Annotated in this window: 14 protein-coding genes; 4 read left to right on the forward strand and 10 right to left on the reverse strand. The window is 44.8% G+C overall.

Annotated elements, in window-relative coordinates; genetic code table 11:
• Positions 1 to 93 precede the first annotated feature (93 nt).
• The 9 genes from IX95_RS09865 to ccoN all read right to left on the reverse strand — a co-directional run bounded on the left by IX95_RS09865 (position 94) and on the right by ccoN (position 7,950).
• On the reverse strand, positions 94 to 843 hold the full coding sequence (locus tag IX95_RS09865) for an FNR family transcription factor (RefSeq protein ID WP_006962268.1): 750 nt from the start codon (positions 841 to 843) through the stop codon (positions 94 to 96).
• A 91-nt stretch (positions 844 to 934) separates the two neighbouring features.
• Positions 935 to 1,606 (reverse strand): sulfite exporter TauE/SafE family protein, encoded by a 672-nt coding sequence (locus IX95_RS09870; RefSeq protein ID WP_038159297.1) that lies wholly within the window; start codon positions 1,604 to 1,606, stop codon positions 935 to 937.
• A complete protein-coding gene (ccoS, locus tag IX95_RS09875) occupies positions 1,603 to 1,767 on the reverse strand; it encodes a cbb3-type cytochrome oxidase assembly protein CcoS (RefSeq protein ID WP_006962265.1) in 165 nt (54 codons plus the stop codon). The genes IX95_RS09870 and ccoS overlap by 4 nt, the downstream gene beginning before the upstream one ends.
• Before the next feature lies 1 nt (position 1,768).
• The gene (locus IX95_RS09880) at positions 1,769 to 4,141 is read right to left on the reverse strand and encodes a heavy metal translocating P-type ATPase (RefSeq protein ID WP_038159301.1); all 2,373 of its coding nucleotides are present in this window, start codon (positions 4,139 to 4,141) and stop codon (positions 1,769 to 1,771) included.
• 9 nt (positions 4,142 to 4,150) lie between these two features.
• Entirely contained in the window at positions 4,151 to 4,630 is a 480-nt protein-coding gene (locus tag IX95_RS09885) for a FixH family protein (RefSeq protein WP_006962262.1), read from the reverse strand.
• Positions 4,631 to 4,719: 89 nt separating this feature from the next.
• Positions 4,720 to 5,700 (reverse strand): cytochrome-c oxidase, cbb3-type subunit III, encoded by a 981-nt coding sequence (gene ccoP / locus IX95_RS09890; RefSeq protein WP_006962261.1) that lies wholly within the window; start codon positions 5,698 to 5,700, stop codon positions 4,720 to 4,722.
• Positions 5,697 to 5,873 (reverse strand): CcoQ/FixQ family Cbb3-type cytochrome c oxidase assembly chaperone, encoded by a 177-nt coding sequence (locus tag IX95_RS09895; protein ID WP_006962260.1) that lies wholly within the window; start codon positions 5,871 to 5,873, stop codon positions 5,697 to 5,699. The genes ccoP and IX95_RS09895 overlap by 4 nt, the downstream gene beginning before the upstream one ends.
• A gap of 15 nt (positions 5,874 to 5,888) precedes the next feature.
• Complete coding sequence (ccoO, locus tag IX95_RS09900; RefSeq protein ID WP_006962259.1) at positions 5,889 to 6,509, reverse strand: cytochrome-c oxidase, cbb3-type subunit II; 621 nt, start codon at positions 6,507 to 6,509, stop codon at positions 5,889 to 5,891.
• 13 nt (positions 6,510 to 6,522) lie between these two features.
• On the reverse strand, positions 6,523 to 7,950 hold the full coding sequence (ccoN, locus tag IX95_RS09905) for a cytochrome-c oxidase, cbb3-type subunit I (protein WP_006962258.1): 1,428 nt from the start codon (positions 7,948 to 7,950) through the stop codon (positions 6,523 to 6,525).
• 258 nt (positions 7,951 to 8,208) lie between these two features.
• On the opposite strand from ccoN, the gene IX95_RS09910 reads away from it, so the two are divergent.
• Complete coding sequence (locus IX95_RS09910; protein WP_038159304.1) at positions 8,209 to 8,571, forward strand: hypothetical protein; 363 nt, start codon at positions 8,209 to 8,211, stop codon at positions 8,569 to 8,571.
• A gap of 133 nt (positions 8,572 to 8,704) precedes the next feature.
• Here the strand turns inward: IX95_RS09910 and IX95_RS09915 are convergent, their stop codons facing one another.
• Complete coding sequence (locus IX95_RS09915; protein ID WP_235202608.1) at positions 8,705 to 11,536, reverse strand: hypothetical protein; 2,832 nt, start codon at positions 11,534 to 11,536, stop codon at positions 8,705 to 8,707.
• Between the two features lie 188 nt (positions 11,537 to 11,724).
• On the opposite strand from IX95_RS09915, the gene sctR reads away from it, so the two are divergent.
• From sctR to sctT, 3 genes are read left to right on the forward strand one after another with little or no spacing between them, the layout of a single operon-like run.
• Positions 11,725 to 12,375: a type III secretion system export apparatus subunit SctR gene (gene sctR / locus IX95_RS09920; RefSeq protein WP_038159309.1), complete on the forward strand. Its 651-nt coding sequence runs from the start codon at positions 11,725 to 11,727 to the stop codon at positions 12,373 to 12,375.
• Entirely contained in the window at positions 12,372 to 12,641 is a 270-nt protein-coding gene (locus IX95_RS09925; RefSeq protein WP_006962254.1) for an EscS/YscS/HrcS family type III secretion system export apparatus protein, read from the forward strand. Before sctR ends, IX95_RS09925 begins: the two co-directional genes overlap by 4 nt.
• Positions 12,642 to 13,424 carry a type III secretion system export apparatus subunit SctT gene (gene sctT / locus IX95_RS09930; protein WP_038159312.1) on the forward strand — a complete coding sequence of 261 codons (783 nt, stop codon included), beginning with the start codon at positions 12,642 to 12,644 and terminating at the stop codon, positions 13,422 to 13,424.
• The last annotated feature ends 1 nt before the right edge of the window (position 13,425 follow it).

Here is a 13,425-nt window from a genome sequence, read left to right on the forward strand (position 1 = left end):
TGTAGCCTAGCTAGATGAAGATTTTTAGAAAAACAGTAAGGAAGGTGAAAAAAGTATGACGTAGCTCAGTTTTGAGCTACGTCATTGAAGTTATTACGATTCTGTTGAAACGCCAGCCAGTTCCATAAGGGTATCATGATCAAGAATCGTGATGTACTTGCCCTTAACACTGAGGATTTCTGATTTCTGGAAACGACCTAGTAAACGAGAAATGGTTTCGACTGTCAGACCTAAGTAGTTACCAATGTCACCACGCGTCATAGTTAAACGGAACTCACGAGGGCTGAAGCCGCGTTGAGAGAACCGAGTTGACAGGTTGTATAGGAATGCCGCCAAGCGCTCTTCTGCATTCTTCTTAGATAGCAGCAGGATCATTTCTTGGTCGCCTTTTATTTCGTTACTCATCAAACGCATGATTTGCTGACGAAGTTTAGGCATTTTACCTGAAAGGTCATCTAAGATTTCGTATGGGATTTCGCACACCATCGAAGTTTCAAGTGCTTGCGCAAAACTTGGGTGCAGGTCGCCAGTAATGGCGTCAAAACCAACCAAATCACCAGCTAAGTGGAAAGCGGTAATTTGCTCGTCACCTTGTTCTGTGATGGTGTAGCTTTTGATTGTGCCAGAACGAATCGCGTATAAAGACTTAAGATCATCGCCCGCTTTAAAAAGCTCTTGTCCTTTTTGGATTGGCTTTTTACGTTCAATAATCTGATCTAATTGGTCAAGCTCAGACTCATTCAGTGTAAATGGAATACACAGTTGGCTGATACTACAGTCTTGACAGTGAATAGCACATCCGCCGGATTGGATGCGTTTTGTTGCAGGCTTTTCAGAAATCATAACAACCTTTCACGATTTGATATACATCAATATTTTAGCACTCATTAATACTAAAGGGTAGCTAAAAAAGCCGCAGAAAAACAGGGGTATATCATGTTAGTGATAATATAGTTACTGCACCGTAAGCCGTGTAGATCCCGTAAGATAAGATCAATAACGCCCCGAAGTTACGAAATATCGACGATTGTTGCAACTTGTGTAAATAGGTTGCGCCAAAGCCCATGAGCAGCATAGCAGGTAGAGTACCAGCGCCAAACGCTAACATGATCAAAGCGCCATTTAACGCGCTCCCCGATACCGCAGACCAAGTTAATGTGGAATACACTAACCCACATGGTAACCAACCCCAGATAAAACCAAAAGGAAGAGCATGGAGCGGGGATTTTAATGGCAGTAAGGATTTACCTGCTGGCGAGATGAACTTCCACAGTTTCTGGCCTATCTTCTCAACATAAAGTAGCCCTTGCCACCATCGACCAATATAAAAAGCCAATAGAATCATAAACACAGCGGCACCTAACCTTAGCCATGTTAGCGCATTGTTCATTGTACTGACTTCAGCGATGGAAGAGATGGCGCCACCAACAATAGCACCTATGATGGCATAGCTTATTAGTCTACCGAGGTTGTAGAAGACAGGGACTAGCTTCGAGCTATTGATTTGACCCATAGTAAGCATGGAGGCAATACCTCCACACATCCCCATACAGTGACCTGCGCCGATGACACCGATTAGCAAGGCACCTAACCAGTCTGGCGTCATTTGGTCTTGCTCTCGTTTTTCTCGTCTTCGTCGAACAAAATATTGTGACCCTGTCGCTCCAAATCCTCAAACTGATCGCTTTTTACCGCCCAGAGGAAGATTGCGATGGCGACACAAACTAAAACGATAGCAATTGGGATAAGAATATAAAGGCTTTCCATCTTATTTACCTTGTTCTTTGAGCAAGCGTAGAGAGTTAGATACTACAATAATTGAGCTTGCAGACATACCAACAACTGCAAAATAAGGAGCGACAAACCCTGCTACGGCCAATGGCAAGATCAAAATGTTGTAGCCAAGTGACCAAGCGAGGTTTTCGCGGATAATCTTACGTGTTTGCAGAGCGAGCTTACGAGCTTCAAGAATGCGGTCCAATTGGTCGCCGAGCAGGACCATATCAGCAGAGGCTTTGGCAACATCAGCACCGCCGCCCATCGCGACAGATAGATGGGAACCCGCGAGGGTAGGGGCGTCGTTGATTCCATCTCCAATCATCATGGTTACATCGCTGTCATCGACGTTTTGCAGATACTCAAGTTTGTCTTGAGGTTTTGCGCCTGCAACCACTGTCTCGATACCTATCTCTTTGGCGACTACGTCTGCGTTAGATTGGGAATCCCCAGTGAGCAAAGTGACTTTGATACCCGCCTGCTTAAAGCGCTCGATGAACGTCTTAGATTCTGCTCGAATTGGGTCTTGGTAAGTGAAGGTGGCGACATGTTGACCATCTAAGGACAGATACACGGAGTTAGGTTCCGCTTCTGATTGCTCCCCCAAGATGAAGCTTGCACTGCCGATCTTAACGCTTTGGTCTTGGTAAGTACCTTGAATGCCAGAGCCAATAATGTTTTCTACATCATTTACCTGAACTTCCAAGCTTTGATATGACTTGAAAGCTCTCGCGATCGGGTGGTTTGCGTGGGATTCCAGTGAGGCCGCAATTGCTAAGGCTTCTTCTTTTGAGGTATCAGAGAAGGTATTTACTTCGCTGATTACGATGTCGCCATGCGTGAGCGTGCCAGTCTTATCAACGATAAGGTGGTTAATCTTACAGAGTGTTTCGAATACGTGCCCTTTACGGAGAAGAATGCCTAGGTTACCCATTCGAGAGGTAGCGCAGGTTAATGCTGTTGGTGTTGCTAGAGATAACGCACAAGGGCAGGTGGCCACTAAGACTGAAAGCATGATCCAAAATGCGTCATCCGGTTTGGTCTGATGCCAGAAAAACCACGTACCTGCTGCAATTACTAAAATAATCGCCACAAAGTAACGGGCGACAACATCGGCAATCTGAGCGATTTTTGGCTTCGACAACTGCGCTTCGTCTTGTAAGCGCACAATGTTGGAAATCATCGAGTCGGCTTTAGTTGAAGTCACTTCTAGTTCGAAAGACTCTTCACCATTTAATGTCCCTGCATATACGTAGTCATCGACATTCTTGACCACCGGCACCGACTCGCCAGTTAACATGGATTCATCAATATGGACTCGTCCTTTGATGATCTTCCCGTCTGCAGGAACATGCTCGCCCGGAAGAACGCGTATTTGGTCACCGAGTTTAAGCGTTTTAACAGGAACCTGATCGCCATCTAATTTAGTCGCAATAGCGGGGATGAGCTTGAGCAAGTTACCGCTTGCTGCGGCAGCTTTGCGTCGAGCTCGCATCTCAAGAAAGCGACCTACTAGGAGGAAAAACGCAAACATGGAGATGGATTCAAAGAAGACTTCACCTTGCTCGGTGACTGTTGCTACCAAACTGGCGAAGTAAGCGAAGATCATTGCCAATGAGACAGGCACATCCATGCCTAGCGTTCGGCTGCGAATACTACGCCATGCATTGAGGTAGAATGGAAGGGCAGAGTAAAGCATAACTGGCGTTGCGAAGATTAAACTCACCCAACGAAAGTAGCTTTTAAATTCAGGCTCCAAGTCACCAAATACTTCAAGATACAGTGCAACAGCCAGCATCATTACTTGCATTGTTGCCAAGCCAGCAATACCTAGTCGATATAGGTATTGCTTCATGGACTCATGATAAGCGGCTTCTTGTTTGTCTGCTTCAAAAGGTGCAGCTTTGTAACCGAGCTGATGAATGCTAGAGAGCAGTTCGCTGAGTTTAGTTTGGGTTTTATCCCATGCCAGAATTGCACGGTTTGTCGTGGTATTGACTCGAATAGATAGAACGCCAGTGCGAGTGGAAACTTGCTTCTCTATCAACCATGCACAAGCGGCACAAGAAACGCCTTCTAGTGACAAGGTAACTTCGGCTTTGTCTTCGGCGTTTCTTACAAACTCGGACTGGACTTCTTCGTTGTCATAATGAATCAGTGCCTGAAGTTGTTCAGGCACCAAATCGGCTTTTTCTGCAGGTGCTGTTCGATATTGGTAGTAGGAAACCAGTCCGCTATCGACGATAGTCTGAGCTACTGTCTCACAGCCTGGGCAACACATATCTCGTGTTTCACCCAAAATTTCGACTTTGAAATCCGTGTTGGCTGGTACATCTTCACCACAGTGATAACAGGATTTGCACATAGACGCTTCTTAATTGGTTAGTTGTACTGCTGACGATGTTGGGAACTCTACACGGCCTTGGATTAGCCACTTCTCGTCGTGCGGGGTTAGCTCTATAAACCATGGACCTTGAAGCTCACTATCAAGCTTAAGTCGGTACTGACCACTCGCGTCTGATGTGACAAGCTTCGTGAAATCATGGTCAGGAAGGGTTCGGTGAGCAAACATAGCGGTAATTGCTGGGTAATGCTTTAGCTGGCCTTTATCAAACTGAATCACCACAGTGTCGCCTTCGGAGCGAACCGTAGCGTCAAGGCCTAACTCTTTAGTGACTTTGACTCTAGTGATGTCGACGTTAATACCTTTACCTTTCTTGTAATAATCCTCAGTCACTAAGTGAATTGAGTGGTTGGTAAGTATTGCGACTCGAACCAAAGTTAATATAGACACTCCGACCGTTAAGGAGAGTATAAACCAGGGCCAAAACTGCTTATACCAAGGCTTTTCCATACAAAAGTTCTCAATAAAAAAATTAAATAAATTAGGGCTTTAACTGTAAAGGAAAGACGGCCCCTTCAAAAGGGGCCGTTATTGAAATGTTACTTATTATCTGAGTTGCTTAAGCTCCAGACATAAGCTGAAACAAGTTGGACTTTATCTTCGCCCAGAATGTCCTTCCATGCTGGCATTACACCAGAACGGCCATTCATTACAGTTTCAGTTACGTCAGCGCGTGAACCGCCGAACAACCAGTCCTGATCGGTCAGGTCTGGTGCACCAACAGCAGGGTTACCCTTACCATCAGTACCGTGACACGCAGCACACACAACGAAGCGAGCTTTACCAGCTTCTGCTTCACGTGCGTTAACAGAACGTCCAGAAAGGCTTAGCGTGTAGCTAACCACTTCTTTAACGCCTTGTTCGCCTAGCGCGTCTTTCCATGCAGGCATCTGACCGATACGACCTTGCATTACAGTCGTTACGATTGCTTCAGGCTCACCGCCGTATAGCCACGCGTCATCAGTTAGGTTAGGGAAACCTCTCTGACCACGAGCATCAGAGCCGTGACACTGAGAACAGTTCTGTAGGAACAAACGTTGACCTACTTTAACTGCTTCTTCATCAGCGGCGATTTCTGGAATAGGGCGTAGTTCAGAAGAACCATCAACATATGCTAGACGTTTGAAAGCTTCACCGAAGTAAGTTTCTGCATCGTCTAGCTCTTTCGCGTATTGCACAAGTTCTTTGTTCTCTTGAGCTCTAGCGATAGATGCTTTTGATTCTTCAAGCGTTGTTACCAGCTGGTCAGAACTCTGCCAGCCAAGTACGCCTTTGAAACTACCCATACCTGGATAAAGTGTGAAGTAAACAGCTGCAAATACGAAAGTACTTACAAACAGATACGTCCACCACTTTGGCAGTGGGTTGTTTAGCTCACGAATACCATCGTATTCGTGACCCATATCTGCACCTTCTTCAACGCCCATTTTATCTTTAAGGCACCAAAACAGTAGTGCAGCACAGCCGACCAGTGTACCGACTGTGATGATGATTATCCAAAGACTCCAAAATGTAGTCATTGCTTAGTCACTCCTTGTTCTTTTGAGGGTGCTTGCTCTTCATCGGCAAAAACAAGGTTCGCAGCTTCATCGAAGCGAGCTTTACGGTTTTTACCGTAGGCCCACCAAACTACACCTATAAAGCACACGAAAAGCACTATGGTCCAAATACCATGAATAGTACCGATATCCATAATTTCACCCCTTTATTACTTCATTGCGTGACCAAGAGACTGAAGGTAAGCGATGATGGCATCCATCTCAGTTTTACCTTCTACATCTTTAGACGCGTTTGCGATTTGCTCATCAGTGTATGGAACGCCAAACTGATCGCGGAAGATTGTTAGCTTCTTCTCGGTGTTCTTACCATCAAGAACATTGTCAGCCAGCCATGGGAAACCAGGCATGTTTGACTCAGGAACAAGCTCACGCGGGTCAATTAGGTGAACGCGGTGCCACTCATCAGAGTAACGACCACCAACGCGTGCTAGGTCTGGACCAGTACGCTTAGAGCCCCATAGGAATGGGTGTTCCCAAACACTTTCACCAGCAACAGAGTAGTGACCGTAACGCTCAGTTTCAGAACGGAATGGACGAATCATCTGGCTATGACATACGTTACAACCTTCACGGATGTATACATCACGACCTTCCAGCTCTAGAGCTGTGTATGGGCGTAGATTGTCAACAGGCTCAGTGGTTTGTTTTTGGAAAATAAGCGGGGTGATCTCTACAAGAGCACCCAAGCTGATTGCAAAAACAATAAGAATCGCTAGCAAACCGACATTGCGCTCAACAATTTCGTGGCGATTGTTAGAATTAGAACTCATTCTTTTAATCTCCTTATGCCGGCTGCGGGATAGCTTTTAGGCTATCTTTTGGCGCTGTTACAGTCTTGTACGTGTTGTATGCCATTAAGAACATACCAGTTAGGAAGATGAAACCACCTAGGAAACGTACGAAGTAGAACGGGTAAGAAGCCTGTACAGATTCAACGAAGCTGTAAGTCAACGTACCGTCAGAGTTAACTGCACGCCACATCAGACCTTGCATTACGCCAGAGATCCACATTGCAACGATGTATAGAACCGTACCGATTGTTGCCAACCAGAAGTGCGCGTTGATCATGCTCACAGAGTACATACGCTCTTGACCAAACAGGCGAGGAACTAGGTGGTATACAGAACCGATAGAAACCATTGCAACCCAACCAAGTGCACCAGAGTGTACGTGGCCGATAGTCCAGTCAGTGTAGTGAGACAGTGCGTTAACTGTCTTAATTGACATCATTGGACCTTCAAACGTAGACATACCGTAGAACGATAGAGATACGATTAGGAAACGAAGAATTGGGTCATAACGAAGCTTATGCCAAGCACCAGATAGCGTCATGATACCGTTGATCATACCACCCCAAGAAGGGGCGAACAGTACCAAAGACATCACCATACCAATTGACTGCGTCCAATCTGGAAGAGCAGTGTAGTGCAGGTGGTGAGGGCCAGCCCAAATGTATAGAGATACAAGAGCCCAGAAGTGAACGATAGATAGACGGTAAGAATAAACAGGACGTTCAGCTTGCTTAGGAACAAAGTAGTACATCATACCTAGGAAACCCGCAGTGAGTAGGAAACCTACCGCGTTGTGTCCGTACCACCATTGAACCATCGCATCCACCGCACCTGAATAAATCGAGTACGATTTACCCATAGACACAGGGATAGCCATGCTGTTAACGATATGAAGAACCGCTACTGTGATGATGAAGGCTCCGAAGAACCAGTTCGCTACGTAGATGTGAGACGTATTACGCTTGATCAATGTCCCGAAGAACACGACAGCGTAAGAGACCCAGACCACCGCGATAGCGATGTCGATCGGCCATTCCAGTTCAGCGTACTCTTTGCCTGAGGTCATACCTAAAGGCAGAGTGATAGCTGCTGCTAAGATGATTGCTTGCCAACCCCAAAAGGTGAAGGCAACAAGAGGGCCACCAAATAAACGAGTTTGACAGGTACGCTGCACAACGTAGTAAGACGTTGCGAACAGAGCACTTGTACCAAACGCAAAAATAACCGCATTAGTATGCAGAGGACGTAAACGACTGTACGTCAACCACGGCGTATCAAAGTTTAGCTGTGGCCAAACTAATTGAGCGGCAATCAAAACACCAACGCCCATACCGACAATACCCCATAGAATGGTTACTAGGGTGAACTGACGGACGACCGTATAGTTGTAGTTTTGTTCAAGCTGCTTTTCTTGGCTCATTTGCATGCTTCCAATTTCTAATTAACTACACTTTACTTCCAACACGACACATGTCGTAATGCCACCCAAACCATAAAGAAAATGACGCCGAAACAGTCGGTTAAACTTTCTTGCCGATTTTAATAAAAAAGTGGCATTTTCAGCCGCCAACTATACTGCATTTAACAATTCAATGACAGGGTAGTAACCTTACAGTCGGTCAGGTTTTGACCTTTTATTTTAAAACTTTGAAGTTTGTTACACGGAGAACCGTACCGAATGGCAGCCGAAAAACTCACACGTGGTCGTTTTGCTCAAATAATCATCATGTTAACCCTTTTAATTACTGCGTTTATTTGGCGAACAATGGCCTACAAAGAGCAAGGAAATGTGGAATGTGAGTTGAAACCAAGTTGTACTTTTAATGTTAAAAATAGATCTATCAATGCCATTTTAGAAGGCTCAAAACTGGTGCTGGAAAAACCGACAGGAAATTGGCAGTTAACCAGTGAAAATTCCCAGCTAAAAGTCGAAAGTAAAGAGAAAAGTTGGGAGGTTGAACTCTCATCAAAAGAAGACTTTGAACTAACACTTCAAGATCTCGAAGAGGCAAATATTATTGGTGTTAAGTTCCGCCTTTAAATTTTAAATCAAATTAATATATCTGGATTGTCTTTTTGTTCAGATATATTTACTGTTTCTATTTATGGCCATTCGCCCTCTATATATAAGAGCGAATGGCCTTTTCTTTGAGAATTTCTAGGTGAACAAATTATTATTCACTTTGTGTGATTTTTTCGCTGAATTTATCGTAGCTAACGTTAGCTGGTTGATTGGAATGAAAAGCCACCTTTAAGTTCTGCGTTGTGTTATACGGAATAGTGACCAGTGTTGGTTCGGCCTCATACTTTATGTCTATGCCGTTAACGAACGATTGGATTGCGTGACTGTTCCTTAAAGGCAGCATCAAAGAGACAATTTTGAATGACTCGCCTGTTCCAAGTGGCTTTGAAGCGCTAAACCATTCCCTTTCTTCATTGTCCCAAGTGTTTCTGGTCAGTTTCACCTCAACGTCCTCATTCGAAGCATCAAACACCAATAAGGTATCAAGTTGTTGTAGCTCTCCTGAGGGTAAGGTAGTCGGTAGCATTTTTTGTTGCCCTTTGAGAAGAACCCAGTTGTTACCTTGTGACGATTTTAGTTGCGGTAATACCTGATAAAGGGCGCCGCCGATATGATCTCCTGAGTAGGTTGGTGTTGTAGAAAGGGTGTCCAATACCACTAAAACGCCATTGTGGAGTAACACAGTTTCACGCTTAGTAACCACACCTTCGTATTGGTAGCGGCGATACTTAACCACCCCATAGGCAGCGTCATCAGAGAGTTGTTGTACACTATATTCTTCAATCTCATAGCCAGAGGAAGGTTTATAGCCCATGACTTGCTTAAATCGCTCATTATCTCCGGGTGCTGACACTTCCTTTGAAGGATAAGGTGCTGAGGGATAGTCATACTGAGCAGGATTGATGTATATCCCATTGTTTTTATTCGCTTCAGCCCACCGCTTCATTCTGGTGACAGTATGCGCACCATTGAAATTGTGATTATCGATACCAGAACGATGGTCATGTGCGGCTTTATGTTGCGTATAGCTCAAATCCATCAACATATAAGGTGCTCTTGGGTGATGCCCAGTTGAAAGTATCAGCTTATCCTGTACACCCACATAGTTGGTATCACCACGGCCAAGCAACAGTCCGTCCTTATGACAACATGAAGTAATTCTAGGAGTGGTACGCGACAGAGTGTCACCAGAGCTTGGTTTTGCCAGCTCAATATCGAATGCGTCGATACCTAATGGCCATAGATCTGGGGCATACTCTTTACCAGCAAAAGGGCCATGATCTTGATAAAGAAAAGCTTGATACTTGCGTGCCATATATAGGTAATGAGGATGATGCCACAGACGGTAGCCCATCTTTAAAATCCAAGGAAGGTTCCCGCCTGCTGATATCTTGATTTGGCCTGCAGAAACACTTTCCATCGATTTTCCCCATTTGGCTGATTGCCCGCTTGGCATGACGGTACGGGACATTCTGTCCATCATTCTTAGCAGGTGTTCAGACTGGATAACGTCGTTCTCTTTCCCATGTCGAACTGCGATGTTAAGGATGATGTTAAAACCAGTCCCGGCATCATAATGAGGGGAATTATCTCCGTCGTACGACATTTGAGTCACGTTGTACCAGAAAGCATAAAACGCCTCTTTTACTTTCGGGTATGCAAGAGAAGATTTGTAGAGCAGGGTTATGGTGGATGCGATATCCATTGCGGTAACGTGTTTGTTGTAACCTCCAGAGAAATACGCGTTATCAAAGTAAGGGGCAGTGCCCTCAATATATTGGGTGACGAAGGTTTCAAAGTTTTGTCTGAATGCAACGGCAGCGTCATCGTCGTCGTCGTCGTTGAACACTCCGAGTTCATAAAGCGCCCATGCGTAATCGGTGTAATGGCGAATCGGGTTCACCTGAACGAGATCATTTATATCTCCGTTGCTTTCCTGAATAATCTTTTGTGCATTCAGTCTCGCCAATTCACCTTCGTGATGAAAACGTTCAACAACTTGATCTTTCCAGTGTGGAAAAAAACGCTCTTGGGAGACTAGAGTCACAAGGGTTTTGAGCGCACTTTTGAAATCATCCTGATCGTTGTTCTGCCTGATTAACTCATCAATGAGCAACTCACTGTTGCCCAACTGGTCTTGTTCGAACAGATAACCAATATAATCGTCTCGACGTGTTTTCAGTGCGCTTTCACGTTCCGAAATTTCTTCGTCACTTTCATAATGCGGTACATAGTCCATTGGAAATAGATGGGAGACAGGTTCCGGTTTCTGCTTTGGTGAATTCACTAACTCATCCAGTTGATTTCCATCACCATCTTTCGGCGTTTCTTCCATGTCTAACTTATGGTCGAGGCTGAAGATAAAGCGATCGAGTGCAAAGCCTTTCTCTCGGTCACGGATTGAAAACGTCAGAACCCTTCCTACGTCTTGCTGAGTGACGATGAAATCATTATTGACTCGGTACCAAAAGAATTTTCCTTCTGAAGGGTTGTTCTCTGGATTGGATTCACTATCACTATCCTGAGATTGACGGCTACCATGCTGAGCAAACTCTTCTCCGTCAAATTCGTTCGCGTAGAAAAATGAATCTTCTCCACCGTAGGAAGAGCCGTTATCTTTTTCAAACATAGAGCGTCGGTAATAAAGGCGATAAGTCCCAGGTGTTTGAAAAACGACTTGGTACTTAACGGTTGATTGGTTCATGTCATACTCGTAGCGAAAATCAGCCAGCAAAGCGCGGTTCTCTGAAGCGGGGTAGGCTGAATTTTCGGGTAAGACTGATGTGCCAAATTCAGAGGTGAATTCGTCGATTGAGACAACGTTGAAACCGTCATTGTCTCCGTTGTGCCGAATAATGTTGTGGTAGTCCTCCGCTTCGAAAGCGAGGTAGTGCGTGTCAGTATCCTGATAAGAAGGGCTTGCATTGGTCAACCACGCCATGGTGGTTGCGACTAGCCCGAGACTAAGCGTACGTATATTCATCTTCATATGTCCTCTAAGGTTTACTTAGCTTTAAAGGATATGTCGAAGATTCAGAAGTGATTGATTATAAAAAGTTATATCTCCATTTTTATCCAATTCCATGTCACTTATATCTCAGGTCCTGACCTGATACTAAGCAATGGCAATCTAGTGCAAACTCACCATGTAACCATCGTTGGGAGGTGTTTATGGCCTTACTGGATAATCCAATTCAACTGATCGCAGTATTATTTTTTATGTCACTTTTGCCATTGTTTGCGGTCATGGGGACATCATTTTTAAAACTTTCGATCGTGCTGTCTATGTTGCGAAATGCTCTGGGTATTCAGCAAATCCCGCCTAATATGGCAATTTATGGTTTAGCGCTAATTCTGACAATGTTTACGATGGCGCCTGTTGGTTTAGCTATTCGAGATAATTTGGCCGCGCATCCTGTGGATTGGGCGTCACCGGAAGTGTTTAGCCAAATCAGTGATCAGATAATCGCGCCATATCATCAATTTCTCAGCCACAACACCAGTGATACCCAAATTCAGTTCTTCTCTGAGATTGGGCACAAAATCTGGCCTGAACAATACCAAAGCGAACTATCCAAAGATTCACTACTGGTTATGGTCCCGGCGTTTACCATGAGCCAATTGATTGAAGCATTCAAAATTGGTTTCTTGCTTTATTTACCGTTTGTCGCCATCGACTTAATCGTTTCTAACATCTTGCTAGCGATGGGCATGATGATGGTATCGCCAATGACGATTGCTTTCCCATTCAAGCTATTGATTTTCATACTAATGGGTGGCTGGGACAAACTGATTGGCCAACTGATGGGGTCTTTCTCATGAACGAAGCGGTGATTATCCATTTTACGTCTGAATTGCTTTGGTTGGTTCTCATTCTTTCCTTACCTGTAGTCGTTGTGGCTTCTGCCGTGGGGATTCTGGTGAGTTTGTTTCAGGCACTGACGCAGATACAAGACCAGTCTTTGCAATTCCTTATCAAGTTGGTAGCTGTCTGCATCACACTTGCTGTGAGCTATCACTGGATGGGGAGCACTCTACTTAACTACGCTGGATTGGCTTTCGATCAGATTGGATACATAGGGGGCTAAATGGCAACCCTGATGCAATATATCCCTATTCTCGCACTTTGCATGATGCGACCACTGGGCATGATGATAATGCTACCGCTTTTCAAAGGTGGAGCGATGGGAAGCGGGTTGATTCGCAATACACTGGTACTGATGTTCGCACTGCCCATCATCCCGATGATGCAAGCTCACCCAGTTGACTTTGCAGCTAAACCATTAACAGAACTAACATTCATTTACGGTGAAGAGCTTTTAATTGGCCTGATTGTTGGTTTCTGTGCTGCCATTCCATTCTGGGCGATTGATATGGCCGGATTTGTTATCGATACAATGCGTGGTGCATCGATGTCAACGGTACTCAACCCGTTGATGGGGTTACAATCCTCAGTGTTTGGTATGTTCTTCACTCAGATACTAGGAGTGTTATTTCTGGTATCTGGTGGTTTTAACGCCTTGTTAACCGCTCTATACCAGTCCTATACCGTGTTACCTCCTGAGTCTGCCTTGTCTTTTAATCAGGACCTGCTGTCATTTATCAGCCAACAGTGGCAGATGATGTCTGACATGTGCTTGAGTTTTGCACTGCCTGCAATGGTCGTCATGATCATGGTCGATGTTGCGCTTGGCTTGGTTAACCGCTCTGTTGAGCAACTCAATGTTTTCTTCCTATCGATGCCCATAAAAAGCATCTTAGTTGTCTTCTTACTTTTGGTGAGCATGCATTTCGCACTGTCTCACTACCTCAATCAAATCAATCAGTTTGAAAGCAATATCTCAACACTGTTCCAATTGTTTAAGGGCTAGG

The sequence above is a fragment of the Vibrio sp. B183 genome (genome assembly GCF_000740665.1).
GTDB lineage: Bacteria > Pseudomonadota > Gammaproteobacteria > Enterobacterales > Vibrionaceae > Vibrio > Vibrio coralliilyticus.